The following is a 24725-nucleotide window of genomic DNA, read 5'->3' as shown; positions in this document are numbered from 1 at the left end:
CGCACGATGACCTTCGTCGTCACCGAGTCCTGCATCCGCTGCAAGTACACGGACTGCGTCGACGTCTGCCCGACCGACGCCTTCCGCGAAGGCCCGAACTTCCTCGCCATCGACCCCGAGGACTGCATCGACTGCGCGGTCTGCGTGCCCGAGTGCCCGGTGCAGGCGATCTACGCCGACGAGGACGTGCCCGGCGACCAGCAGGACTTCGTGGCGCTGAACGCCGAACTGGCGCGCGCCTGGCCGGCGATCACGCGCTTGCACGCCGCGCTGCCCGACGCCGAGGCCTGGGCCCCGGTGAAGCTCAAGCGCGCCGAGCTGAAGCGCTGAACGCCCCCTTGTGTCCCCGGCCGCTGCGGCGACGCGGCGGCGCCCCGGAGTGCCCGTGACGAAGATGCCCGATGCCCGCGTGATCCCGATCCGCCCCGTGGCCGCTGCCGCCGGGGCGCCGGAAGTCGTCTCGCTCTACCAGAAGCGCCAGCCGATCTACGCGCGCGCCGTCAGCGGCCGCTACGCCACCTGGCGCTGGGTCTTCGTCTGGCTGACGCAGCTCTTCTTCTACGGCCTGCCCTGGCTGGAGATCGGCGGCCGCCAGGCGGTGCTGTTCGACCTCGACGCGCAGCGCTTCTACCTCTTCGATCTGGTGCTCGTGCCGCAGGACCTGATCTACCTGGCCGGGCTGCTGGTGCTGTCGGCGCTGGCGCTGTTCTTCTTCACCGCGGTCGCCGGGCGGCTGTGGTGCGGCTACGCCTGCCCGCAGACGGTCTACACCTCGATCTTCATGTGGATCGAGCGCCGCTTCGAAGGCGATCGCCTGGCGCGCATGCGCCTGGACCGGGCGCCCTGGAGCGCCGCCAAGGTCGCGCGCCGCAGCGGCAAGATCGCCGCGTGGACCGTGTTCAGCTTGGTCACCGGCCTGACCTTCGTCGGCTGGTTCACGCCGATCCGCGAGTTCGTGCCGGCCACGCTGCAGGGCGAGATCGGCGGCTGGAGCGCCTTCTGGGCGCTGTTCTACGGCGCTTTCACCTACGGCAACGCCGGCCTGCTGCGCGAGCAGATGTGCAAGTACATCTGCCCCTACGCGCGTTTCCAGAGCGCGATGATCGACCGCGACTCGCTGGTCATCGCCTACGACGCCGGCCGCGGCGAACCGCGCGGCGCCCGCTCCAAGAAAGCCGACGCCGGTGCGCTGGGCCTGGGCTCCTGCGTCGACTGCACGCTGTGCGTGCAGGTCTGCCCGACCGGCATCGACATCCGCCACGGCCTGCAGAACGAGTGCATCGGCTGCGCCGCCTGCATCGACGCCTGCGACGGCGTGATGGACAAGATGGGTTACGCACGCGGGCTGATCCGCTACTCGACCGAGAACGCCGTGGCCGGCGGCTGGAGCCGGCGCGAGACGCTGCGCCGCGTGCTGCGCCCGCGTGTGCTGATCTACGGCGCGCTGCTATCGGCGCTGACGCTGGCGTTCGCCGCCAGCCTGGCGCTGCGCAGCCCCTTCCAGTTCGACGTGCTGAAGGACCGCAGCACGCTGGCGCGCCTGGTCGACGAAGGCGCGATCGAGAACGTCTACCGGCTGCAGGTGACGAATCGCAGCGAACACCCGCAGCAGCTCGTCGTCAGCGCCGAAGGCCCGGCCGGGCTGGTGGTCGACGCCCAGCCGATCACGGTCGACGCCGCCGGTGCGGCCCAGGTCGTCGTGCGGCTGCGCCTGCCGGCCGAGGCTGCGGCAGCGCTGGCCGGGCAGTCTGTGCCGGTGGCCTTCGTTCTGAGCGAAGCCGCGCACGACGGCGAAGCGCCGCTGTCGCGGCGCGAGAAGTCGACCTTTCTCGTGCCGCGCTGAGACCTGGCCTCAGGCCAGCGCGCGGCCGATCAAGATGCGCTGCACGTCGCTGGTGCCTTCATAGATCTGGCAGACGCGCACGTCGCGGTAGATGCGCTCGACCGGGAAGTCGTTGACGTAGCCGTAGCCGCCGAAGGTCTGGATCGCGGTGCTGCAGACGCGCTCGGCCATCTCGCTGGCGAAGAGCTTGGCCATCGCCGCCTCCTTCAGGCACGGCAGGCCGGCGTCCTTCAGCGCCGCGGCGTGGTGCACCAGCTGGCGCGCGGCCTCGATCTGCGTCGCCGCGTCGGCCAGGCGGAACTGCACCGCCTGGTGCTCGTAGATCGGCTTGCCGAAGGCGACGCGCTCCTTGGCGTAGACGGTGGCGGCGTCCAGCGCAGCGCGCGCCATGCCGACGCACTGCGAGGCGATGCCGATGCGCCCGCCTTCCAGCCCCGACAGCGCGACCTTGAGCCCCTCGCCTTCGGCACCGATGCGGTTCGCGGCCGGCACGCGGCAGCCTTCGAAGACGATCTGCGCGGTGTCGCTGGCGTGCTGGCCCATCTTGTCCTCGAGCCGCGCGACGACGTAGCCCGGCGTCGAAGTCGGCACCAGGAAGGCGCTGAAGCCCTTCTTGCCCGCCTCCTTGTCGGTGACGGCGACGACGATCGCCACGTCGCCGTTCTTGCCGCTGGTGATGAACTGCTTGACGCCGTCGATGACGTAGTCGTCGCCGTCGCGCCGCGCGGTCGTGCGCAGGCCCGAGGCCTCGGAGCCGACCTGCGGCTCGGTCAGGCAGAAGGCGCCCAGCATCGCACCACGCGCCAGCGGGCGCAGCCACTGCTGTTTCTGCGCCTCGTCGCCCCAGGCCATCAGGATGCTGCAGACGGGGCAGTTGTTGACGCTGACGATGGTGCTGGTGGCGCCGCAGCCGGCGGCGATCTCTTCCAGGATCACGGCCAGCGCCAGGTAGTCCAGCCCCGCGCCGTCGAGTTCGGCCGGCACGGCCACGCCGTAGCAGCCCAGTTCGGCCAGCCCGGCCAGCGCCTCGCGCGGGAAGCTGTGGCTGCGGTCCCACTCGGCCGCGTGTGGCGCAATGCGGTCCTGCACGTAGGCGCGCACCGCGTCCTGCACCGCGCGGTGGTCGTCGTCGAGGATCATCGGGTCTCCGGTCTGGTGTCGAAGGGCCAGCCTAGCCCAGGCCCGGCGCGAGCGGCATCCGGATTCAGCCCAGCAGCGCGGCGAGCCGGCGGGCGTTCTCGGCGCAGACGGCGCGGAACTCGGCGCCGATGCGCGCATCGGCCGCGGCGCGCTGCCAGAAGGCCAGCGCCACCGGCGCCGCCGCCTGCCAGACCGCGGCGTCCTGCGGCAGCGGCAGCTCGGGCCGGTACTCGCGCGGCGGCAGTTCGACGCCGCGCGCCGGCGCGTAAAGCATCGGCAGCATGTCGTAGACCGGCGCGATACGAAGCGGCGCAGCGCCTTCGCCAGGCTGGAACGACAGGTTGCCGTCGTGCATGTCGGTGTTGGCGAGCAGCCGGCCGAACTGCCACAGCCGCGCCAGCGCCTGGGCGTCCTCGGCGGCCAGCCAGCCGCGCGCCGCCAGTGCCCGCCCGGCTTCGGCCCAGGAGCGCCCGGCGAGGCCGAAACACTCGGCGTTCAACGCGCCCCAGGACAGCAGCCCCGAGCGGCCCAGCGCGCCGTGGCGGTCGAAGCGTTCGACTTCGAGGAAGGTCCGCCCGCCGGCCTGCACGATGCGCGAGACGGCCGCCGGCAGGCCCAGCACGGGCAACACGCCGCCGGCCAGGTGTTCGCAGACCAGCAGGTCGGACCAGCGCCGCGTGCCGGGCGAGTCGTCCGAGCCGCTGAACTTGACGAGCACGGCCTGCGGCCGGCCGTCGGCACCTTCGCGCCAGGCCGTGAACTTGGGGAACTCGCCGCCGGCCGACGAGCCCGGCAGGCCGGCGGCCATCGCGGCGTCGGCGAGCGCGGGATAGGCCTGCGCCAGTTCGGCCTCGCGCAGCGGCGGCTCGGCCTCGCCGGCACGAACGGCACGGACACGCTGCAGCCAGCGCCGGCAGGCCGCCTCGCCGACGATCAGGTCGCCGGGCGCGTCCTCGCCCAGCAGCGACAGCGCGTGCAGCGTGTCGTCGTCGCTCCAGGCGGCCGGATCGTCGGCGACCTGCAGCGTTGCCGCGTGGTGGCGCGCGAAGGCGCGGCCGAGAAAACCTTGCGGCCGCAAGTCCTGCAGCGGGTACGGCAGGCCGTCGAACCAGCCGTCGCGCGCGGCCTCGTCCAGCGGCCAGCCCAGCGGCTGCAGCATCTCCAGCGCCGAGCCGTCGGGCGCCGTCAGGTGCAGCCAGGCGATCTGCCGTGGCGTGCCCTCGGCGTCGACACGGTAGACCGGCAGCGGCGCCGCCTGCCCGCGCAGCGCCCGGCGCGCGGCGTACTGGGTGCGGCGCGCGGCACCGCGCACGACGAGCTCGTCGCCGGCGGCGCGCACGGCCCGCATCAGCGTCGCGCGGCTGATGCCCAGTTGTTCGGCGAGCGCGCCGGCCGCTTGCCGGCCGCGGCGCCGCAGGAAGTCGACGAGCGGGAGCACGATGAAACGATCCTCGTCGCCATCTTGTCTTTTGGCGACAAGGGATTAGATCATTTCATGGCCCCCGCGTGAAACGATTTATGAAACGATCAGCCGATCAGGTAATACGCCGCCGTCGAGCCGCGCCGCGCCTTGGCCTTGCCAAGTTCGTCGCGCGCGATGACGCGGCAGTGCACCTCGTCCGGGCCGTCGAAGAAACGCATCGCGCGGCCCCAGCTGAACATCTGCGCCAGCGGCGTGTCGGGCGTCAGCCCCATCGCGCCGAAGACCTGGATCGCGCGGTCGAGCACACGCTGGTGCAGCTGCGCGGCGACGAGCTTGATCGCCGAGACGTCGATGCGCGCGGCCTGGTTGCCGGCGCGGTCCATCTTGGCCGCGGCGCGCAGCACCAGCAGCCGCGCCTGGTCGACCTCGACACGCGAATGCGCGATCCAGTCCTGGATGTTGGCGAAATCGGCCAGGTGGCGGCCGAAGGCGCGGCGCTCCAGCGCCCGCTCGCACATCATCTCGATCGCCAGCTCGCACTGGCCGATGGTGCGCATGCAGTGGTGCACACGCCCCGGGCCCAGGCGCGCCTGGGCGAGCGCGAAGCCGCTGCCTTCTTCGCCCAGCAGGTTGGCGACCGGCACACGCACGTCGCGGTAGACGATCTCGCAATGGCCGTCGGGCGCGACGTGCGACAGCACGGCGACGTTGCGCACCACCTGCACGCCCGGCGTGTCCAGCGGCACGAGGATCATCGAGTGGCGACGATGGCGGTCGGCGTCGGGGCGCTCGTCGGTGACGCCCATCACGACGGCAACCTTGCAGTTCGGGTGCGCGGCACCGGTGGAGAACCACTTGCGGCCGTTGACGACGTAATGGTCCCCGTCGCGGCGGATCGTGGTCTCGATGTTGGTCGCGTCGGAGCTGGCGACATCGGGCTCGGTCATCGAGAAACACGAGCGGATCTCGCCGGCCAGCAGCGGTTTCAGCCAGCGCTCGTGCTGCTCGGGCGTGGCGAACAGGTGCAGCAGCTCCATGTTGCCGGTGTCCGGCGCGTTGCAGTTGAAGACCTCCGAGGCCCAGCCGATGCGGCCCATCAGCTCGGCCAGCGGCGCGTAGTCCAGGTTGCTGAGCGCGGTGCCGGGCTCGTCGGCCTTGAGCCCCGGCAGGAACAGGTTCCACAGGCCGAGTTCACGCGCCCGGGCCTTCAGCGGCTCGACGACCTCGGTCGGGTAGCGGCCTTCGTCGGCGATGCGGTACCAGTCGCGGTTGCGCGGCAGCACCTCCTCGTCGAGGAAGCGGCGCAGCGTGCGCTGCATCTCCAGGTTCTCGGGGCTGTATTCGAAGTCCATCGTGGTGCTCTCTCGGGGGTCAGCGCGCCGGCCACGCGGCCAGCGCGGCGGCGAGCGTCGTCGCCGTCGGGGGTTCGGGGGTTCGCGCTGCGGTGCGCGAAAAACGGGGTGCCGGCGCCGGCTGCATCACGCCGCCGGCCTCCAGCCAGTTGCCGCGTGCGGCGTTGTGCGGGTGCTGCGGCGCCTCGTCCCAGTCGAGCACCGGGGCGAAGCAGGCGTCCGTGCCTTCGAGCAGCGCACACCATTCGGCGCGCGTGCGGGTGCGGAAGATCGCGGCCAGCTTGTCCTTCAGCTCGGGCCAGCGCCCGGCGTCCAACTGGGCGTCGAAAGCCGGGTCGTCGATCCCGGCCAGGCGGCGCAGCTCGGCGTAGAACTGCGGTTCGATCGCGCCGACGGCGATCGGCTTGCCGTCGGCACAGTCGTAGCAGGCGTAGAAGTGCGCGCCGCCGTCGAGCATGTTCTCGCCGCGCGGGCGCGACCACAGGCCTTGCGCCTTCCAGCCGACCATGAAGGCCGACAGCAGCGCGGCGCCGTCGCACATCGCGGCGTCGACGACCTGGCCGCGGCCGGAGCTGCGGGCCTCGTGCAGCGCCGCCAGCAGGCCGACGACGAGCAGCATCGCGCCGCCGCCGAAGTCGCCCAGGTAGTTGGCCGGCGGCACCGGCGGCCGGCCGGGCACGCCGATCGCGGCCAGCGCGCCGCTGATCGCGATGTAGTCGATGTCGTGGCCGGCGGCCTGCGCCAGCGGCCCGTCCTGGCCCCAGCCGGTCATGCGGCCGTAGACCAGCGAGGGCCGGCGCGCCAGCACGACGTCCGGCCCCAGGCCCAGGCGCTCCATCACGCCGGGGCGGAAACCTTCGATCAGCAGGTCGGCGCGTGCGGCCAGCGCCAGCGCCGCGGCGGCGCCGTCGGGGTCGCGCAGGTCCAACGCCAGCGCCGCGCGGCTGCGTGTCGTGACGTCGCGCGGGTCGGGCTCGACGCCGGGGCGCGTGATGCGCAGCACTTCGGCGCCCAGGTCGGCCAGCAGCATCGCGGCGAACGGCGCCGGGCCGAGCCCGGCGAACTCGATCACACGCAGCCCGGCGAGCGGGCCGCTCACACGCGCTCCACGATGGTGACGTTGGCCAGACCGCCGCCTTCGCACATCGTCTGCAGCCCCCAGCGGCCGCGGCGGCGGCGCAGCGCGTGCACCAGCGTCGCCATCAGCCGCGTGCCCGAGGCGCCCAGCGGGTGGCCGAGCGCGATCGCGCCGCCGTGCACGTTGAGCCGCGCCGGGTCGGCGCCGGTGGCCTGCAGCCAGGCCAGCGGCACCGAGGCGAAGGCCTCGTTGACCTCGAAGCAGTCGATGTCGTCCAGCGCCAGCCCGGCACGCGCCAGCGCCGCGGCGGTGGCCGGGATCGGCGCCTCCAGCATGACCACCGGGTCGTGGCCGATGACCGTCATCGTGTGGATGCGCGCCAGCGGCGCCAGGCCCAGCGCGCGCAGGCCACGTTCGTTGACGACCAGCACGCCGCTGGCGCCGTCGGCGATCTGGCTGGCGTTGGCGGCGGTGACCGTGCCGCCTTCGCGCAGCAGGCGAACGCCGGCGATGCTCTGGGCGCTGGCGTCGGCGCGGATGCCTTCGTCGGCGGCCAGCGGCTCGGCTTCGCCGCAGCCGTCAGCACGGCGCACGGCCAGCGGCAGGATCTCGGCGGCGAAAGCGCCGTCGCGGGTCGCGGCCGCGGCGCGCTGGTGGCTCTGCAGCGCCCAGGCGTCCAGCGCCGGCTTGGCCAGGCCGTACTGGGTGGCCAGCAACTCGGCGCCGGTGAACTGGCTGAACTCGGCGCCCGGGTAACGCGCGGCGATCGCCGGGCTGACGTAGTGGCCGTAACCGGCCTGGCGCGGCAGTTCCATTGGCAAGCCCATCGGCACGCGCGACATGCTCTCGACGCCGCCGGCGATGACGCAGTCCATCGTGCCCGACATCACCGCCTGGGCGGCGAAATGCAGCGCCTGCTGCGACGAGCCGCACTGGCGGTCGACCGTCGTGCCCGGCACCGACTCGGGCAGCGACGAAGCCAGCACCGCGTTGCGCGCGACGTTGGCCGCCTGCTCGCCGACCTGGCCGACGCAGCCGAGGATCACGTCGTCCACTGCCGCCGGGTCGACGCCGCAGCGTGCGACCAGCGCGTCGATGACCTGCGCCGCCAGGTCGGCCGGATGCCAGCCGCTCAAACGGCCGTTGCGGCGCCCGCAGGGGGTGCGCAGCGCGGCGACGATGAAGGCTTCGGCCATGGCGGGCTCCTCGGATGGTCTGCGGGCCATTCTGCGGCGCCCCCGGGCGTCGCGCCGTCACCATGGCGACGCTGGCCCGGCCGCCAGCCCGGGCGGACAATGGCTGCATGCGTCTTGCCCCGTCCGCGCGCCGCGCCGCCGCCTTCGCTCTCGTGATCGCCGCCGCCGCGGCCCAGGCCTCGCCGTGGTTCGACGCCGGCTCACGCCCCGGCCCGCTGGCCCGTGAAGCCGCCACGCTGCTGGCCGCCGCGCCCGAACACGGCCTCGTCGCCGAGGACTACCACGCCGCGGCGCTGGTCCAGGCGCTGGACGCCGCCGCGCGGGCGCCCTCGCCCGAGCTGGCGACGCGGCTGGAAGCCGAACTCGACGTCACGATGCGGCGCTACCTCGCCGACCTGCACCGCGGCCGCCTGGACCCGCGTGTGCTGTACCCGACGCTGACGCTGCCCGAGCGCCAGCCCTTCGACGCCCGCGCCGCGCTCGACGCCGGCCTCGCCGCCGGTTCGCTGGCGCTGGCCGTGCGCCGCGCCGAGCCGGTGCTGCCGCAGTACGGCGAGCTGCGCCAGGCGCTCGCGCGCTACCGCACGCTGGAACACGACCCGGCCTGGGCGGCGCCGCTGCCGCCGCTGCCGAGCGTCGGCCGCACGCGCAAGCTCGAACCCGGCGCCGCCTGGCCGGGCCTGCCGGCGCTGGCCGCGCGCCTGGTGGCGCTGGGCGACCTGCCGGCCGGCACGCATGCCGGCGCGGTCTACGCCGAGCCGCTGGCCGGCGGCGTGCGCCGCTTCCAGGAGCGCCACGGCGTCAGCGCCGACGGCGTCATCGGCGCGGCGACCTTCTCGCGGCTGGAGATCAAGCCCGCGGCCCGCGCCGAGCAACTGGCGCTGGCGCTGGAACGCCTGCGCTGGACGCCGCTGCTCGAATCGCCGCGCATGGTCGTCGTCAACATCCCGGAGTTCGTGCTGCGCGCCTACGAGGTGCAGGACGGCCGCATCGCCATCGTGCAGCGCATGCGCGTCGTCGTCGGCCAGGCGCTGGACAAACGCACGCCGCTGATCGACGCCGAGCTGCGTGCCGTCGAGTTCAGCCCCTACTGGAACGTGCCGCCGTCCATCGTGCGCTCCGAGACCCTGCCCAAGCTGCGCCGCGACCCGGGTTACCTGGAACGCGAAGGCTTCGAGTTCGTCGCCGCCGACGGCAGCGTGCACACCGGCGCCTCCGCCGAGGCGCTGGACGCGCTGGCTGCCGGCCGCTGGCGCATCCGCCAGCGCCCCGGGCCGCGCAACGCGCTGGGCGACATCAAGTTCGTGTTCCCCAACGCCGAGCAGATCTACCTGCACCACACGCCGTCGACGGGCCTGTTCGCGCGCGACCGGCGCGACTTCAGCCACGGCTGCGTGCGTGTCGAAGACCCGCTTTCGCTGGCGATGTTCGTGCTGCAGGACATGCCCGACTGGCCCGAGGCGCGCATCCGCGAGGCGATGGACGCCGGCGAGTCGCGCACGCTGCGGCTGACGACGCCGGTGCGGGTGCTGATCGCCTACGGCACCGCGCTCGTCAAGGACGGGCGCGTGTTTTTCTTCGACGATATCTACCGTCAGGACCCGCGCCTGCAGGCCGCGCTGCGCGAACGCGCCGCGCCCGCCCGCGCCGACTGACGAGGAGGACCACGATGCGCAATCAGGACCGCCGCCGTTTCCTGCGCCACGGCGCCAAGCTGGCCGTCGGCGTGCTGCCGGTGGCCGCCGCCACGCGCCCGGCGCTGGCTGCCCTGCCCGGCCCGCGCGCGCTGGCGATGAACCACACCCACACCGGCGAGTCGCTGGACCTGGTGTATGCGGTGGACAGCCAGTTCGTGCCGGCGGCATTGGGCACGCTGAACCGCTTCCTGCGCGACCACTACACCGGCAGCGTCGGCGTCATCGACCCGCAGCTCTTCGAACTGCTGCACCGCGTGCGCAGCCTGCTCGGCACCGAGAGCGCTGTCTTCGAGGTCATCTCGGGCTACCGCTGCCCCGAGACCAACGACCGGCTGCGCAACACGCGTGGCGGCGGCGTCGCGCGGCACAGCCTGCACATGGATGGCCGCGCGATCGACGTGCGCCTGGCCGGCGTGCCGCTGAAGGAGCTGCGCGACGCGGCGATGACGCTGCAGGCCGGCGGCGTCGGCTACTACGAGCAGGATCGCTTCGTACACCTGGACACCGGGCGCGTGCGCCACTGGTGACGTGAAAACGCCCGGCCGCAGCCGGGCGTCGTCGTCGCGGGCGCGGCGGATCAGGCGGCCGTCGTGAAGCCGCGGCTGGTCCAGCGCCGGCCGTCCTTGGCGATCAGCAGCGCATCGACGCCGTCCAGGCGCTCGGCCATCGCCAGCGAACGTTCGGCGCCCATCACCATGAAGGCGGTCGACAGGCCGTCGGCCTGCAGCCCGGTGGGCGCGAGCACGGTAACGCTGGCCAGCTGCGTCGGCGAGTCGCCGGCCGCCGGGTCGAAGATGTGGTGGTGCACGAAGTCGGGCGTGAAGAAGGTCTCGTAGTCGCCCGAAGTCGACAGCGCGCGGCCGTCCATCGCCAGGCGCGCGGCCACGGCTTCGGCGTCGCGCGGGTCGCGCACGCCCAGCATCCAGGGACGACCTTCGTCCTTGGCGCCGATGGTCGCGAACTCGCCGGTGTCCAGCAGCGCGTGCGCGATGCCGTGCTGCAGCAGCACGGCGCGCGCGCGGTCGGCGGCATAGCCCTGGGCAAGGCCGTTGACGGTGATGCCCATGCCGGCCTCGGCCAGCGTCACGCGTTCGGCCGAGACCTTCAGCCGCTGCCAGCCGACCTTGGCGCGCGCGGCGGCGAGGGTCGCCGCGTCCGGCAGGCCACCGGCTTCGTGCGCGGCTTCGAACGCGTTCCACAGCGGCTGCACCGTCAGGTCGAAGGCGCCGCCGGTCATGCGCGCGAGTTCCTGGCCGGCCTGCAGCACGGCGACGAAACGCGCGTCGGGCGAGTCGAAGACGCCGTTGCGGTTCAGGCGCACGAGCTGGCTGCCGTCCTGGCGCAGGCTCATCAGCGCATCGACGGCCTTCACCTCGGCCAGCGCGGCGTCGATCGCCGTGCGCGCCACGGCTTCGTCGGGGTGCAGCACGGTGAGGTGGACCGTGGTGCCGAAGGCGCGCGCGCTGCCTTCGTGGCGCGGCAGCGCCGCGGTGGCGGCCGGGGCGGCTTCACGCCGGCTCCAGGCCAGGACCCCGAGGGCGCCCAGGCCCAGCGAGGCGGAGATCAGGGTGCGTCGCTTCATCAGCATCTTGTTTCCTTCGCGCGCGGCGTTCAGTACAGGACCTCGTGCCAGCGGCCGCCGGCGATGAAGGTCTGGCGCAGCAGCGCCCAGCGTCCGGGCGCACCGGCGATGCGCGCCAGCGCGACCTCGGTGCCCGACTTCAGCGCCTCGGGCCCGGCGATGTAGACATGGGTACGCTTGTCCTCGAGCAGGCTGCGCAGCTCGGCGGCGTTGTCCTCGACGCTGCGCCCCAGCGCCGACAGCACGCTCAGGTGCGGCCGCGGGCTCACGGCCTGGAAGGCCTTGAAGCTGGCTTCGTCGTAGTACTGCGCGATGTCGGTGTTCTGCTCGTTCATGTAGAGCATCTCCAGCCCCGAGCGCGCGCCGTAGAACAGGCGCACCGGGCCGTCCCAGCGGCCCAGCGTCTCGTAGATGCGGCGCACCAGGCCCCGGAACGGCGCGATGCCGGTGCCCATGCCGATCATGATCATCGGCGAGTGGCGGTCCGGCGGCACCGGGAACGGGTGACCGACCGGGCCGCTGAACTCGATGCGCTCGCCGGGCTTGAGGTCGCAGAGATAGTTGGACGCGACGCCGGGATGGCGCTCGCCGTTGAAGTCGTCGATCTCGTGGCAGCGGCGCACCAGCAGCGCGAACTCGGTGCGTTCGGGATCGCTGACGTCCAGGTCGGCGAGCGAATACAGGCGCTCGTGCCAGGCCTGGCCGTAGCGGCCGGGCACACGCAGGCGCAGGCACTGGCCCAGGCGGATGTCGAAGGATGGGTCGTGGGTCTCGAAGACCAGGTGGCGCACGTCTTCGGGCGATTCGGCCGGCGTGATGCGCGCGCTGGAGACGAGCGCGGCGCTGAGCTGCGACGCGGCCACGGGGGCATCGGTGAGGGTCATGTCGGGGGCTCTCATAGCGGGCGCGGCGGCGCGACGGGGGCCTCGGCCGGCTGTTCGCAGGGCTGGCCGCAATGGCCGCAGCCGCCGGAGCAGCCGACCTCGCGGTACGGGCCGGTCTCGGGGTGGCGCTCGGCGTAGCCGCGTGCGATGCGCTGCACGACGAGCCAGCCGACCATCAGGCCGGCGATCGCGCCGAAGGCGACGAGGTAGTTCAGCATGTCATCCGCCCAGGCCGGCGAAGCCCATGAAGGCCAGCGACAGCACGCCGGCGAGCATCAGCGTCAGCGCCGAGCCGCGTGCCAACTCGGGCACCTCGACCAGCTGCAGGCGCTCGCGCAGGCCGGCCATCAGCACCAGCGCCAGCGTGAAGCCGGCGCCGCCGCCGATCGCGAAGGCCAGCGACTGCCACAGGCTGTACTCGCGTGCGGTCTGGATCAGCGCCACGCCGAGCACGGCGCAGTTGGTCGTGATCAGCGGCAGGTAGATGCCGAGCGCGCGGAACAGCGTCGGGCTGTACTTCTTCAGCACCATCTCGACGAGCTGCACCGCCGAGGCGATGACGACGATGTAGGAGATCAGGCGCAGGAACTCGAGCCCGACCAGGCTCAGCAGCCAGTTCAGCCCGAAGGCGAACAGCGATGCCACGGCCATCACGAAGGTCGTGGCCACGCCCATCGGCAGCGCGGTGTCGAGCTTGCCCGAGACCCCGAGGAAGGGGCACAGGCCGAGGAACATCGCGAGTACGAAGTTGTTGGCCAGCAGCGCGCCGATGAAGATCTGGAAGACGGTGTCGTGCGCCATCTCAAGCTCCCGACGAGGCGGTGGCGGGCGTCGCGGCCGCGGCGGCCAGCCGGCGCTTGCGCTTTTCCCACCACGAGAAGAACAGCAGCCACGAGCCGAGCACGAAGAAGCCGCCCGGCGGCAGCACCATCACGACCCAGGGCTGGAAGTGCGGGCCGAACAGCGAGAAGCCGAACAGCGTGCCGGCGCCGAGGATCTCGCGCACCACGCCCAGCGACAGCAGGCCGATCGTGAAGCCCGCGCCCATGCCGGCGGCGTTGAGCATCGAGGCGATCGGCGGGTTCTTCGAGGCGTGCGCCTCGGCGCGGCCGAGGATGATGCAGTTCACGACGATGAGCTGGATGAAGGCGCCCAGCGCCTCGTACAGCTTCAGGCTCACCATCTGGATCGTGTAGTCGATGACGGTGACGAAGGTCGCGATGATCACGATGTAGGTCGCGATGCGCACTTCCTTGGGCACGACGTTGCGCAGCAGCGAGACCAGGCCACAGGAGGCGATCAGCACCAGCGCGGTGGCGACTCCCATCGACAGCGCGTTGATGCCCGAGACTGTGACGGCCAGCGTCGGGCACATGCCGAGCATCATCACGAAGGTCGGGTTCTGCTTCCAGACGCCTTCGGTGAGCTGCTCCCAGGCGCCGGTCATGCCGGTGCTCGCGGCGCCGCCATGGGCGTGATGTGAACTCATGGGGCTTTTCCGATCTGTTGGAGCTGGGGCACCAGCCGCGGCAGCAGCGCCTGCGCGGCTTCGTCGATGCCGCGGCCGACCGCACGCGAGGTGACGGTGGCGCCTGAGATCGCGTCGATCTGCCAGGCGTCGGTCTTGGTGCCGTGCTTGACGGTCTTCACCGCGTTGGCCAGGCCCTTCAGGTCGGCGCCGAGCTTGACGTCCAGGGCCTCGAAGTTCTTCAGGAACGCGGCGTCGGTGAGGATCTTGTCGCCGATGCCGGGCGTCTCGCGCATGCTGACGACGGCGATGCCGACGATGCACTGGCACTGCGGCTTGTAGCCGAACATCACGCGCACGGTGTCGGCGTAGCCCTTGGCGGCGCCTTCGGCGGCGATGCCCATCAGCGCGCCTTGCGCGTCGTAGGCGGCCTGGAAGGGCAGCGCGCCGGCAGGGGCGCCGTCGGGCGCGCCGGGCACGACCTGGCCGTCGGCCAGCGCGAGGTAGGAGACCGTCTTCTGCGCGCCGGGCAGCACCTTGGCGACGGCACGTTCGAGCGCGATGCGGCGGTTCTCCTTCACCGCCGGCAGGCTGCCTTCGTAGGCGGTGACGATCAGCAGGCCGCAGATCGCGGCCACGAGGCCCAGCGTCGCGATCATTGCGCGCGTGGGCGTCGGCGGAGGCGGCGGCAGGGCCGCCGGGGACTGGGGCGCGTTCATTTGCGGGGCTTGTTGATCGGCATGCGCTTCTTCGGCGTCGTGGCGCCGGCTTCCTCGCGCGAGATGTACTCGGGGTGCAGCGCGTAGGTCGCGCCGCGGCGCGGGCGCAGCAGCCCGCTCTTGCCGAAGGGACGCGGCTGCGTGAAGCGCTCGATCAGCGGCGACGCGGCGTTGCCGATCAGGATCGCGTACATCACGCCTTCGGGCAGGCCGCCGTAGTAGCGGATCAGCACCGTCAGCACGCCGATCAGGCCGCCGTAGACCCACATGCCGCGTGGCGTCACCGGCGAGGTCGCCATGTCGGTGGCCATGTAGACCGCGCCGAGCATCAGGCCGCCGGAGAACATCATGAAGAACGGGTCCGGGAAGCGTGCCGGGTTCCAGGCGTACAGCGCGAAGGCCGTCAGGCCGGCGCTGCCGAGGATGGCCGCCGGGATGCGCCAGTCCAGATAACGCCGCAGCGCGAGGTAGGCGCCGCAGACCAGGATCAGCAGCGGCGACGGCCCCACCGCCATGTGGCCCGACAGCGAGGACAGCAGCTGCAGCGGGTCGGCGGCGACGCCCTCGAACTTCCACTTCGCCAGCGGCGTGGCGCCGGTGACGCCGTCCAGGTGCAGGCTCTGCAGCCAGGCGGCGGTGTCGGCCGGCATCATCAGCGGCCAGGCCAGCGTGCTCGGCACGAAGCTGGTGAAGCGGCCGTCGAGGAAGGACGGCGTGTAGGTGGCGATCGCCACCGGGAACGCCGCCTGCACGAAGGCCCGGCCGACCAGCGCCGGGTTGAAGACGTTGAAGCCGATGCCGCCGAACAGCGCCTTGCCCAGCGCGATCGCGACGATGCCGGCCACCGCGCCCATCCACAGCGGGAAGGCCGGCGGCAGCGACAGCGCCAGCAGGATGCCGGTGATGACCGCCGACCAGTCGGCCAGCGTCCCCGACTGGGTGCCGGTCTTGACGAAGAAACGTTCGGTCGCCAGGCAGGCGGCGGTGACGACGGCCAGCGAGGCCAGCGCCGAGACGCCGTACTGGTAGACGAAGAAGGCGCACACCGGCAGCAGCGAGCCGACGACGTTGCGCATGATCTGCTCGACGCTGCGCTGCGTCTTGATGTGCGGCGCGCTGCGGATCTCGATCGTGGTGCTCATCGTGCGGGCCCTCAGCTGCGCGTGGCCGCGGGCGCGGCGGGAGCGGACGCGGCGCGTTCGCGCAGCACCTGCTTGGCGACGCGGAACTGCTGCACCAGCGGGATGTTCGACGGGCAGACGTAGGTGCAGCAGCCGCACTCGAAGCACTCGCCGAGGTGGTAATGCGCGCCCATCTCGTCGTACTCGCGCTTGGCCGCCAACATGCCCAGCGCCGACGGGTTCAGGCCCATCGGGCAGCTCTCGACGCACTGGCCGCACTTGATGCACGGGTAGGTGCGGCGGTCGTCGCGTTCGGCCATGTCCTCGCGGCGGAAGACGAGCACGCCGGAGACGCCCTTGGTCACCGGCGTGTCCAGCGCGGCGACGGCCTGGCCCATCATCGGGCCGCCGAGCACCAGCTGGCAGGCGCTGGTGGCATCGCGCGGCGCGCCGGCCCAGTCGAGCACGAAGGAGATCGGCGTGCCCAGCGGCACGCGGTAGTCGCCCGGGCGGGCGACGCCGGGGCCGGCAATCGTGACGACACGCTCGGTCAGCCCCTGGCCGGCCGGCAGCAGCTTGCCGATCGCCGCCATCGTGCCGACGTTGTTCATCACCATGCCCAGCGACACCGGCAGCTGCCCGGAGGGGATCTCCACCCCGAACAGCGACATGATCAGCATCTTCTCCGAGCCCTGCGGGTACTTGGTCGGCACCGCCTCGGCGAAGACGTTCTCCAGCCCGGCCTGGGCGATCGCGGCCTTGACCGCCAGCACCGCGTCGGGCTTGTTGTCCTCGATGCCGACGATGGCGCGCACGGCCCCGGTGGCGCGCATCGACAGCGCGATGCCGCGCACCAGCGCCGTCGCCTCCTCGACCATCGTGCGGTGGTCGCAGGTCAGATAAGGCTCGCACTCGCAGCCGTTGATGACCAGCGTGTGCACCTTGGCCTGCGGCGGCACCTTCAGCTTGGCGTGCGTCGGGAAGGCCGCGCCGCCCAGGCCGACGAGGCCGGCGTCCCAGACGGCCTGCAGGATCTCGTCGGGCGTCATCGCGTCGGCGTCGCGCGCCACGCCCCAGAGGTCTTCCTGGGTCGCCGCGGCGTGCGGGCGGATGACGATGGACGGCGTCCACGGCCCGCGTGCCGTGGGCCGCAGCTCGATGGCCTTGACGACGCCGGTGGCCGGCGCGTGATGCGGCACCGACAGCCAGCCGTCGGCCTTGGCGATCGGCTGGCCGCGCACGACCTCCTGGCCGACACGCACGACCGCCTGGGCCGGCTTGCCGATGTGCTGCGCCAGCGGGACGACGAGTTCGTCGGCCCAGGGCAGGCGCCGGATCGGCGTCGCCGCCGTGTGCTTGTGCTCCGGCGGATGGATGCCGCGCGCGAAGGTCTCGCCGCGCAGGAAGTTGAGCAGCTTCATCGGTGTGTCGCGTCGCCGTTCAGTTGAACTTGGCCGCGCGCTGCTTGAGCTTCTCCAGGTTCGGCTCGGCCGGGTTCCACGGGGTTCCCGGGTGCAGGCAGCCGGCGGTGCATTTCTCGGCCGCCTTCACGATGTCCGAGTAGCTCGCACCCTTCGGGTTGATGACCACCGCGCGGCGGCGGCCGTCGTAGGCGAAGACACCCGGGGCCAGCGTGATGCACTCGTCGCAGGCCGAGCACTCGGGGCTGTCGACCCAGACCGGCTCGTGCGCGCCGTTGACCACCGGGGCCTCGGCGGCCGCGGCGGCCGGCTTGGCGGCCGGGGCCGTCTGAGCCGGAGCCTGCACCGGGGCCGGCGCGACCGGCGCCGCGACCACCGGGGCCGGCGCCGCCGCCACCGGGGCCGCAGCCGCCGGCGCCGCCAGCGCCGAGCTCAGCTTCTGCAGCAGCTCGCCGCGCACGCGCTCGGTGATCGCCGGGATGTCGGCCGGCTTCTCGCGCGTCACCAGGTCGCGCAGCTGGCGCCAGTACTGCTGGCGTTCCTCGCAGGCGCGCACCAGTTCCTGGGCGACCAGCAGGCGCATCAGGCGGCGCTTGGCGTCGACCGCCCAGATGTAGGGGAAGCGGCCGCCGCGCTCGTCGGCCGGCAGCGTCAGCAGCTCGGCCAGCGGGATCATCGCGTCGTTCCAGGTCTCGGCCGGCGCCTTGCGGAAGTGCTTGGAGAAGCGGGCCTCGGTGGCGGCGAAGTCGGCGAAGGTCACCGGCAGGTCCATGCGCTGCTCGGTGCCGTTCTCGTCGAGGTACTTCAGCTTGTAGGTCGGCCAGTCGGCGCTCATCGCCGGGTTGCCCGCCAGGCTGACGCACTCGGCGAAGGTGGCGCCGGCGTCCGGGTCGTAGCGGAACAGCGGGTAGGCGCGGCTCTCGACGGCCAGCTTGCTCTGGTCGACGCTCTTGTCGTCGCCGACGCCGTGCTCCGGCGGGCAGACGGCGTAGACGTTGAACAGCGCCGGGCGGCGCGAGTTCAGGCCGTCGATGAAGCCGTCGAGCAGCTTGGTCGCGTGGGCGATCGTGCCCTGCATGACGAACGCGGTGCGGTGCGCCATGCCGATCAGGCTGATCTCCTTGCGCGGCTCGACCTTGCCGTGCCAGGCGCTGCCGTACGGCGCCATGTCCGAGACCTGGCCGATGAAGCCCGAGGTGCAGGCCTGGCCGCCGGTGTTGGAATAGACCTGGGTGTCGACGACCAGCACCTTCACCGGCTTGCCCGACATCAGCATGCGCGACAGGTTCTGGAAGCCGATGTCGTACATCGCGCCGTCGCCGCCGAGGCTGACGACCGGCGGGCACAGCTTCCACTCCTCGTCGCTGAACTGTTCCCAGTTGAAGCGCTTGAAGAAGTTGCCGTCACGCTCCTCGACGTACTTGCCGGCGAGCTCCATCTCGGCCATGCGCACGGTCTTGAAGCCTTCGGCCATCTTCGCCATGTGGCCCTCGAACAGGCCCATCGCCACCGACGGCGAGTCCTGGAACAGGTGCGAGGTCCAGGGGAAGGGATACGGGTGGTACGGGTAGGTCGAGCCCCAGACCGAGGTGCAGCCGGTGGAGTTGACGATACCCATGTTGGCGCGGCCGCGGCCGGTCGGGCCCTCGACGTAACGCCAGCGCAGGTCCTTCAGCTTCTCCAGCAACTGCGCGACCCGCTTCACCCAGGCCGGGTCCAGCGGCTGCGAGGGCTTGCCGGCGGCCAGGCTGTCGGCCAGCTTGGACAGCGTCAGGTCGTGCGTCGCGTTGGCCTCGACGGCACGCAGCACGGCGCCGGTGTCGGAGACGTCCACCGACTCGGCCAGGCGGGTGCGCAGATGCTGCTGCAGGCCTTCGATCAGCGTGTCGAGCTTGGCCACGAAAGGCTTGACGCGGTGCTGCATCAGCGCCGCGACGGCCGAGGTGAAGAGGTGGATCGCGGTCTTCTCGCCGCAGCCCAGGCAGGCGCCGTCGCCGCAGTTCATCGAGTTGTAGACCGCCTTGTCGAACAGCAGCGTCTCCAGCGCGCCGCTCTTCTCGTCGATGTTCTCGACGCGGATGAACTCGCGGCTGGTCGTCGGCAGGTCCAGCCAGAAGCTCCAGTCGCGGCGCAGCTGCTCGACCGAGGCCTCGCTCTGCGTGACCATCTTCAGCGCGCCGTCGTTGCAGACGTTGACGCACAGGCCGCAGGCCTTGCACGTCAGCGGGTTGACGGTGATCGAGAACAGGCCGCCGCTGCCGGGGTTCTTCTTCTCGCGCACCTGCCAGTAGGGCTTGGTGGCCGAGAACTTGAAGTCGCCGAGCTGGGCCTTCAGCAGTTCGAACTCGGCGGCCATCTTCTCGCGGTCCTCCTCCGGCGCCTCGGCGACGGTGGCGGCGATCGCCTGGTCGATCAGCGGGCGCACGGCGACGCCGTCACCCTTGCCGATCAGGCCGCGCAGCTTCTTGTCGGCGGTGCGCACCGCACGGCGCAGGAAACGCGTCGGCGTGCCGCCGCATTCGACGCGGTTGAGCGCCGTGGCGAAGACCTCGTCGGTCTTGTTGACGAGGCCCGGCATCGCGCTGTCCGGGCAGGCGGTGACGCACTTGCCGCAGGCCGTGCACTTGTCGGCGTCCCATTCAGGATGCTCGAAGCGGATGCCGGTCATGTCGCGGAAGATGCCGCTGGCCGCCGGCACCAGCGAGGCGCCGATGAACGGGTCGAGCAGGTTGTCGTTGCCCTTGCCGGTGGCGTAGAAGTGGCCGGTCTGTTCCCAGAAGCGGTGGATGTCGGCCACCGGCGGCAGCGACTTGGCGTCGCCCTGCGGCGTGCGCAGCAGCGTGATCGGCAGCGCGGCCACGGCACGCGGCGCGGCCGTCGTGCCGACGGTCTTGTCGACGATCTCGCGCAGCTCGTCGTAGCCGCGGCGCACCACGGTGACGTTGTTCTGCACGACACGCGCGCCCTTGGAGCCGAACTTCGCTTCGAGCTGCTTCTCGATGGCGCGGAACAGCGCCTCCTCGGACAGGCCGGCGTTCTCGCGCACCGGCGAGGCGGCGAAGAACGCACCCTGGAAGGCGTTGCCCTGCATGCGCAGCTGCAGGTCGGCGCTGCCGGCCTCCTCACGCGCGATCTGGAAGGCGTCGAGGTAGAAGACGCGGATCTGCTGGTCGACGATGATCTGCTGCGCCCAGCGCGGGAACGCCGCCCAGGTGCCCTCGCCCAGATTGCTCTGGATGATGAAGACGCCGCCCTTCTTCAGCCCGGCCAGCGGGTTGGAGTGGCTGAACACCGCCGGGTCCGGCGAGAGCACGACGTCGACGCTGACGTACTCGCAGTTCACGCGGATCGTCTCGGGCGCGGCCGACAGGTAGTAGGTCGTCGGCTGGCCCTTCTTCTCGGAGCCGTACTTCGGGTTGGCCTTGATCTCGTAGTCCAGCAGCTCGAACAGCGTCATCGCCAGGTTCTTGCCGGTGGTCATCGCGCCCCAGCCGCCGATCGAGTGCATGCGCACCGTGATCGCGCCCTTGGGCATCAGGTTCGGGTTCTCGCTGCCGCGCACGACCATCTCGGCGGCCTTGGGGTAGCCCGCCTTCACCGCCTGCTGGTGCAGCTCGTCCTTGGGGTTCAGCGGGTCGCGCTGGACGTCCACCGAGAGGTAGAAGAACGGCTTCTTCGCGCCGCCGGGCAGCATGTTCTCGATGGCGCCGATCAGCGCCTCGGGCTGCAGGTCGCGCGAGCCCAGGCCGTAGCAGCCCGAGTACAGGCGCGGCATCTCCTGCGGCGCGATCGAGGCGTAGTTCTTGTGCGGCAGCGCGTCCGAGCCGGCGAGGCCGTTCTCCAGCGCCTTGGACACCGAGGCGCGCACCTCACGCATCAGCGGCAGGTCCTCGGCCAGCGGCTGGTCGGTGCGCTCGAGCACGACGACGCCCTTCTTGCCGCGCAGCGCCTGGCCGACCAGGTCGCCCGGGAAGGGGCGGAACATCGTGATGTTCAGCACCCCGACCTTGAGCTTGCGCGTCTCGCGCAGGTAGTCGGCCACGGCCTCGGCCTGCACGACCATGCTGCCCATGCCGACGATGACGTAATCGGCGTCTTCCAGCTTCCAGCCGCCGACGCGGCCGTAGCGCCGGCCGGTGAGCGCGGCGTACTCGGCCATGCACTGCTCGGACAGCGCTTCGATCGCGTCGAAGAAGTACGGCCGCTGCGCAGCCACGGCCTGCATGTAGGCGTCCTGGTTCTGCACCGAGCCCGACAGCAGCGGCACGTCGACGTCCCAGATCGCCGGCACGCGGCGGCGCTTGGGGCCGTAGACCATGGCCTGCGCCGGCGTCGGCGAGTCGATCAGGTCGTCGGGGCGGCCGAGGTACTCGGCGACGAGCTCGCGCTCGGGGATGCGGGCGGACTCGATCAGGTGCGTCGTCAGGAAGCCGTCCTGGCCGACGATGGCCGGGGTCAGCGACAGCTCGGCGAGCTTGCGCGCGATGAGGTTCAGGTCGGCGGCCTCGGTGGCGCTCTTGGCCATCACCTGGATGAAGCCGGTGTCGTCGATGCAGTGGTAGTCGTCGTGGCCGGCGTGCACGTTCAGGCTGGCCTTGGTGATCGCGCGGCAGCCCATGTTCAGCACGTAGGGCAGGCGCTTGCCGACCGTCGCGTACAGCGACTCGTGCATGAAGGCGATGCCCTGGCCCGACGAGAAGTTGGTCGCGCGCAGGCCGGTCATCGACATGCCGGCGGTGACGCCGGCGGCGGCGTGTTCGCTCTCGGGCTCGACGAAGATCAGCGGCCGGTCGGAGACGTTCAGGTGGCCGGCGGCGACTTCCTGCGCCCAGTACTCGCCCATCTGCGTCGACGGCGTGATCGGGTAGGCACCGGCGGCGTCCGAGGCCTCGCGCTCGACCATGATGACGGCGGTGTTGCCGTCGACCGCGTCGCGCACGCCGGGGTATTTGACGGTTTGCGGCTCGCTGTCGCGGCGGTTGTCGCCGGTCAGGTAGTCGATGACCTTCTTCAGCATTTGGGATTCCTCGGACGGATGTTGAAAACGGTGGGGCGGGCGCGCGGAACTACTGGCGCACCGGCAGCGCGTCGTGGCGCAGGATCTTCTTGGCGGCATGGCCGCGCAGCGGGCGGCCGCGGTCGTCGAACCAGACGATCGCGCCGGTCGGGCAGCGGTCGGTGAAGCGTCGCTCGGACTGGTCGTTCCAGCCGTAGTCGATCTCCACCAGGTTGTTCTTCAGCGCCATCAGCCCGGCGGGCGCGTCGGCGACGCAGCGGCCGCAGGCGGTGCAGGCGACTTCGCAGGAGGCTTCGGCGACGTCGCCCTCGGCGCGGTTGCGGCAGGCGATCCACAGCCGCCGGTCCTCGGGCTCGACCGAGAACAGCCCCTTGGGGCAGACCTCGACGCAGTCGTTGCAGGCGGTGCACTTGTCGACGTCGACGACCGGCAGGCCGTGCAGGTCCAGCGTGATCGCGCCGTGCTTGCAGACGGCGACGCAGTCGCCCAGGCCCAGGCAGCCCCAGGCGCATTCCTTGCCGCCGCCGCTGACCACGGCCGCCGCGCGGCAGGTCTCCAGGCCGGCGTAGTGGGCGCGCATGCGCGACACGTGCTTGCCGCCGGCGCAGGCCAGACGCGCCACGCGTTTTTCGACCTCACCGGCGCCGATGCCCAGCAACTGGGCGATCGAACCGACCTGATCCGGGCTGCTGACCGTGCAGCGCGCCGGCACGACTTCGCCGGCGACGACCTTCTCGGCAAAGTTGCGGCAGCCGGCCAGGCCGCAGGCACCGCAGTTGGACTTGGGCAGCAGGTTCTCGACCTCGTCGATGCGGGGATCCTCCTGCACCGACAGCCGACGATTGGCGAACGCGAGAACACCGGCCAGCGCGACGCCCAGCGCCGCCATGAAGCCGCCCGCGATGCCGAAGACCCCTACCTGCTCCATCGAAACCTCTCCCGGACCGTCCTACTCATGCGCCCCACAGCGCCCAGCCCGCAAGAGCGTCCGATGCCAAGTGCGAAAGTCGAGCCGCGCCGGCGTCGAGCCGGATGCGGGCGGGGCTACGCATGCAAAGCGTCGGCAACTCCTGACGCCGGTCGGCGGCGGGATGAAGCGTCGTTCACAGGGCAGCCAGAGATCGGTCTGACAGACCACTTCACTACGCCGGCGACCACGTTGACCGCCGAAACCCGGGCCGCTCCGCGATGGCGGTTCGACCCTGAAACGAATTGGACCCGGGCCCCTGGCAAGCTGGATTGACGAACGACAAACGACTTCATCTGGCGAGAAATGCGACCCGGACAAACCCCAAAATCGCAATCTCGAACCGCTGAAACCGCGCCCCGCAGCCGCACAAAGCGCCTTGCCGGGGCTGCGCGCTCAGTTCAGGTGACGCTCCAGCAGGTAGACCGCCGCGCCGGCCAGATAGCCGACCAGCGCCAGGCCGCTGATCTTGCGCACGTACCAGAAGAAATCGATCTTCTCCAGGCCCATCGCGGCGACGCCCGCGGCCGAGCCGATGATCAGGATCGAGCCGCCGGTGCCGGCGCAGTACGCCAGGAACTCCCAGATGAAGTGGTCGGGCGGGTAGACCGCCAGGTCGTACATGCCCATCGCTGCGGCCACCAGCGGCACGTTGTCGACGACCGCGCTGACCAGGCCGATGAGCACGATGATGACGTCGAGCCGGCCGACCTCGCGGTCCAGCCACTCGGCGATGCCGCCGAGCACGTGGGTGTGCTCCAGCGTCGCCACGGCCAGCAGGATGCCGATGAAGAAGACGATCGAGCTCATGTCGATGCGGCTCAGCGCGGCGGCCAGCGTGAAGCGCTCCTTGGCCTCGTCGTCCTGGTCGCGGTGGATCAGGTCGCCGACCAGCCACAGGATGCCCAGGCCGAACAGGATGCCCATGAACGGCGGCAGGTGCGTCAGCGTCTTGAACACCGGCACCGCGACCAGGATGCCCAGGCCGAGGAACAGCATCAGCTTGCGCTCGAACGGCGTCGTCGCCCGGCCTTCGCCGCGCTCGGCCTCGGCCGGTGCAATCACCGGCTTGCCACGCAGCACGAAGGCGGTGATCGCCAGCGGCACCAGCAGGCTGACGATCGAGGGCAGGAACACCGAGCGCATGATCGACAGCGCGGTGATCTGGCCGCCGATCCACAGCATCGTCGTCGTGACGTCGCCGATCGCCGTCCAGGCGCCGCCGGCGTTGGCGGCGATGACGATGATGCCGGCGAAGAACAGCCGGTCGTCGCGCTTGGCGAGCAGCTTGCGCATCAGCGAGACCATGACGATCGTCGTCGTCAGGTTGTCGAGGATGGCGCTGAGGAAGAAGGTGACGAAGCCGACCAGCCACAGCAGCGACGACAGCGTCGCGGTGCGGATGCGCTCGGTGATGACCTCGAAACCGTCGTGCGCGTCGACGACCTCGACGATGGTCATCGCGCCCATCAGGAAGAACACGATCTGCGCCGTGCCCATCAGCGACTCGCCGAGCTCGGCGCCGACACGCTGGTGGTCGGCGGTGACGGTGGCGTAGATCGTCCACAGCAGGCCGGCGCCGAGCAGCGCGGAGGCCGACTTGTTGATCTTCAGCGGGTGTTCGAGCGCGATCGCCGCATAGGCGGCGACGAAAACCATCACGAGCGCAGTCAGCATGGAATCGGAACGGGAGAACGGAAGACGGATGTCCGGGACTTGCAGCGGGGCCCGGCAACGGGCGCCCCGGATGCCGGGACGGCGTGCGCCAACCTCGTGCGCCGGTCGGAGGCGGCACGAAGCCGACGGTCGTGCGGCCG

General features: G+C 71.4%; 20 protein-coding genes. 4 read left to right on the top strand and 16 right to left on the bottom strand.

Annotation, left to right across the window (positions count from 1 at the left end; all coding sequences use genetic code 11):
- The first annotated feature begins 6 nt into the window (after positions 1 to 6).
- Positions 7 to 330 (top strand): ferredoxin FdxA, encoded by a 324-nt coding sequence (gene fdxA, locus RGE_RS10310; protein ID WP_014428318.1) that lies wholly within the window; start codon positions 7 to 9, stop codon positions 328 to 330.
- Between the two features lie 64 nt (positions 331 to 394).
- Positions 395 to 1843: a cytochrome c oxidase accessory protein CcoG gene (gene ccoG, locus RGE_RS10305; RefSeq protein WP_043785146.1), complete on the top strand. Its 1449-nt coding sequence runs from the start codon at positions 395 to 397 to the stop codon at positions 1841 to 1843.
- A 9-nt stretch (positions 1844 to 1852) separates the two neighbouring features.
- Here ccoG and RGE_RS10300 read toward each other — a convergent pair whose 3' ends face one another.
- From RGE_RS10300 to RGE_RS10280, 5 genes are all read right to left on the bottom strand, one after another.
- The gene (locus tag RGE_RS10300; protein WP_014428316.1) at positions 1853 to 2983 is read right to left on the bottom strand and encodes an acyl-CoA dehydrogenase family protein; all 1131 of its coding nucleotides are present in this window, start codon (positions 2981 to 2983) and stop codon (positions 1853 to 1855) included.
- Positions 2984 to 3047: 64 nt separating this feature from the next.
- Positions 3048 to 4421 carry a type II toxin-antitoxin system HipA family toxin YjjJ gene (gene yjjJ / locus RGE_RS10295; RefSeq protein ID WP_014428315.1) on the bottom strand — a complete coding sequence of 458 codons (1374 nt, stop codon included), beginning with the start codon at positions 4419 to 4421 and terminating at the stop codon, positions 3048 to 3050.
- An 89-nt stretch (positions 4422 to 4510) separates the two neighbouring features.
- Positions 4511 to 5758: an acyl-CoA dehydrogenase family protein gene (locus RGE_RS10290; protein ID WP_014428314.1), complete on the bottom strand. Its 1248-nt coding sequence runs from the start codon at positions 5756 to 5758 to the stop codon at positions 4511 to 4513.
- Positions 5759 to 5777: 19 nt separating this feature from the next.
- Complete coding sequence (locus tag RGE_RS10285; RefSeq protein WP_014428313.1) at positions 5778 to 6857, bottom strand: CaiB/BaiF CoA transferase family protein; 1080 nt, start codon at positions 6855 to 6857, stop codon at positions 5778 to 5780.
- Positions 6854 to 8032 carry an acetyl-CoA C-acetyltransferase gene (locus RGE_RS10280; RefSeq protein ID WP_014428312.1) on the bottom strand — a complete coding sequence of 393 codons (1179 nt, stop codon included), beginning with the start codon at positions 8030 to 8032 and terminating at the stop codon, positions 6854 to 6856. Before RGE_RS10280 ends, RGE_RS10285 begins: the two co-directional genes overlap by 4 nt.
- Positions 8033 to 8139: 107 nt before the next feature.
- On the opposite strand from RGE_RS10280, the gene RGE_RS10275 reads away from it, so the two are divergent.
- A complete protein-coding gene (locus RGE_RS10275; RefSeq protein ID WP_014428311.1) occupies positions 8140 to 9687 on the top strand; it encodes a L,D-transpeptidase family protein in 1548 nt (515 codons plus the stop codon).
- Between the two features lie 14 nt (positions 9688 to 9701).
- Positions 9702 to 10256 (top strand): YcbK family protein, encoded by a 555-nt coding sequence (locus RGE_RS10270; protein WP_014428310.1) that lies wholly within the window; start codon positions 9702 to 9704, stop codon positions 10254 to 10256.
- 50 nt (positions 10257 to 10306) lie between these two features.
- On the opposite strand, the gene RGE_RS10265 is transcribed toward RGE_RS10270, so the two are convergent.
- The 11 genes from RGE_RS10265 to nhaD all read right to left on the bottom strand — a co-directional run bounded on the left by RGE_RS10265 (position 10307) and on the right by nhaD (position 24585).
- Positions 10307 to 11311: an FAD:protein FMN transferase gene (locus RGE_RS10265; protein ID WP_232505009.1), complete on the bottom strand. Its 1005-nt coding sequence runs from the start codon at positions 11309 to 11311 to the stop codon at positions 10307 to 10309.
- 29 nt (positions 11312 to 11340) lie between these two features.
- The gene (locus RGE_RS10260; protein WP_014428308.1) at positions 11341 to 12195 is read right to left on the bottom strand and encodes an FAD-binding oxidoreductase; all 855 of its coding nucleotides are present in this window, start codon (positions 12193 to 12195) and stop codon (positions 11341 to 11343) included.
- An 11-nt stretch (positions 12196 to 12206) separates the two neighbouring features.
- Complete coding sequence (locus RGE_RS10255; protein ID WP_014428307.1) at positions 12207 to 12413, bottom strand: hypothetical protein; 207 nt, start codon at positions 12411 to 12413, stop codon at positions 12207 to 12209.
- Between the two features lies 1 nt (position 12414).
- Positions 12415 to 12996 carry an electron transport complex protein RnfA gene (locus RGE_RS10250; RefSeq protein ID WP_014428306.1) on the bottom strand — a complete coding sequence of 194 codons (582 nt, stop codon included), beginning with the start codon at positions 12994 to 12996 and terminating at the stop codon, positions 12415 to 12417.
- A 1-nt stretch (position 12997) separates the two neighbouring features.
- Positions 12998 to 13684 carry an electron transport complex subunit RsxE gene (gene rsxE, locus RGE_RS10245; protein WP_198408843.1) on the bottom strand — a complete coding sequence of 229 codons (687 nt, stop codon included), beginning with the start codon at positions 13682 to 13684 and terminating at the stop codon, positions 12998 to 13000.
- The gene (locus tag RGE_RS10240) at positions 13681 to 14322 is read right to left on the bottom strand and encodes an FMN-binding protein (RefSeq protein ID WP_014428304.1); all 642 of its coding nucleotides are present in this window, start codon (positions 14320 to 14322) and stop codon (positions 13681 to 13683) included. Before RGE_RS10240 ends, rsxE begins: the two co-directional genes overlap by 4 nt.
- 56 nt (positions 14323 to 14378) lie before the next feature.
- Positions 14379 to 15524 (bottom strand): RnfABCDGE type electron transport complex subunit D, encoded by a 1146-nt coding sequence (locus RGE_RS10235; RefSeq protein WP_014428303.1) that lies wholly within the window; start codon positions 15522 to 15524, stop codon positions 14379 to 14381.
- Between the two features lie 11 nt (positions 15525 to 15535).
- The gene (gene rsxC, locus RGE_RS10230) at positions 15536 to 16924 is read right to left on the bottom strand and encodes an electron transport complex subunit RsxC (RefSeq protein WP_014428302.1); all 1389 of its coding nucleotides are present in this window, start codon (positions 16922 to 16924) and stop codon (positions 15536 to 15538) included.
- Positions 16925 to 16943: 19 nt separating this feature from the next.
- Positions 16944 to 21941 carry a 2-oxoacid:acceptor oxidoreductase family protein gene (locus RGE_RS10225; protein ID WP_014428301.1) on the bottom strand — a complete coding sequence of 1666 codons (4998 nt, stop codon included), beginning with the start codon at positions 21939 to 21941 and terminating at the stop codon, positions 16944 to 16946.
- 49 nt (positions 21942 to 21990) lie between these two features.
- Complete coding sequence (locus tag RGE_RS10220) at positions 21991 to 22869, bottom strand: (Fe-S)-binding protein (protein ID WP_014428300.1); 879 nt, start codon at positions 22867 to 22869, stop codon at positions 21991 to 21993.
- A gap of 435 nt (positions 22870 to 23304) precedes the next feature.
- Positions 23305 to 24585, bottom strand: a complete 1281-nt coding sequence (gene nhaD / locus RGE_RS10215) for a sodium:proton antiporter NhaD (protein WP_014428299.1) — start codon at positions 24583 to 24585, stop codon at positions 23305 to 23307.
- Between the last annotated feature and the right edge of the window lie 140 nt (positions 24586 to 24725).

It is taken from the genome of Rubrivivax gelatinosus IL144, assembly GCF_000284255.1.
Taxonomy (GTDB): Bacteria; Pseudomonadota; Gammaproteobacteria; order Burkholderiales; family Burkholderiaceae_C; genus Rubrivivax; species Rubrivivax gelatinosus_A.
Note: the sequence above shows the minus strand (reverse complement) of the source record. Positions and strands in the feature narration are given on the sequence as shown.

Coding starts and splice junctions, on each gene's coding strand:
- fdxA (WP_014428318.1), top strand. CDS start 7: ATGACCTTCGTCGTCACCGAGTCCTGCATCCGCTGCAAGTACACGGAC.
- ccoG (WP_043785146.1), top strand. CDS start 395: ATGCCCGATGCCCGCGTGATCCCGATCCGCCCCGTGGCCGCTGCCGCC.
- RGE_RS10300 (WP_014428316.1), bottom strand. CDS start 2,983: ATGATCCTCGACGACGACCACCGCGCGGTGCAGGACGCGGTGCGCGCC.
- RGE_RS10290 (WP_014428314.1), bottom strand. CDS start 5,758: ATGGACTTCGAATACAGCCCCGAGAACCTGGAGATGCAGCGCACGCTG.
- RGE_RS10280 (WP_014428312.1), bottom strand. CDS start 8,032: ATGGCCGAAGCCTTCATCGTCGCCGCGCTGCGCACCCCCTGCGGGCGC.
- RGE_RS10275 (WP_014428311.1), top strand. CDS start 8,140: ATGCGTCTTGCCCCGTCCGCGCGCCGCGCCGCCGCCTTCGCTCTCGTG.
- RGE_RS10270 (WP_014428310.1), top strand. CDS start 9,702: ATGCGCAATCAGGACCGCCGCCGTTTCCTGCGCCACGGCGCCAAGCTG.
- RGE_RS10265 (WP_232505009.1), bottom strand. CDS start 11,311: ATGAAGCGACGCACCCTGATCTCCGCCTCGCTGGGCCTGGGCGCCCTC.
- RGE_RS10260 (WP_014428308.1), bottom strand. CDS start 12,195: ATGACCCTCACCGATGCCCCCGTGGCCGCGTCGCAGCTCAGCGCCGCG.
- RGE_RS10255 (WP_014428307.1), bottom strand. CDS start 12,413: ATGCTGAACTACCTCGTCGCCTTCGGCGCGATCGCCGGCCTGATGGTC.
- RGE_RS10250 (WP_014428306.1), bottom strand. CDS start 12,996: ATGGCGCACGACACCGTCTTCCAGATCTTCATCGGCGCGCTGCTGGCC.
- rsxE (WP_198408843.1), bottom strand. CDS start 13,684: ATGAGTTCACATCACGCCCATGGCGGCGCCGCGAGCACCGGCATGACC.
- RGE_RS10240 (WP_014428304.1), bottom strand. CDS start 14,322: ATGATCGCGACGCTGGGCCTCGTGGCCGCGATCTGCGGCCTGCTGATC.
- RGE_RS10235 (WP_014428303.1), bottom strand. CDS start 15,524: ATGAGCACCACGATCGAGATCCGCAGCGCGCCGCACATCAAGACGCAG.
- rsxC (WP_014428302.1), bottom strand. CDS start 16,924: ATGAAGCTGCTCAACTTCCTGCGCGGCGAGACCTTCGCGCGCGGCATC.
- RGE_RS10225 (WP_014428301.1), bottom strand. CDS start 21,941: ATGCTGAAGAAGGTCATCGACTACCTGACCGGCGACAACCGCCGCGAC.
- RGE_RS10220 (WP_014428300.1), bottom strand. CDS start 22,869: ATGGAGCAGGTAGGGGTCTTCGGCATCGCGGGCGGCTTCATGGCGGCG.
- nhaD (WP_014428299.1), bottom strand. CDS start 24,585: ATGCTGACTGCGCTCGTGATGGTTTTCGTCGCCGCCTATGCGGCGATC.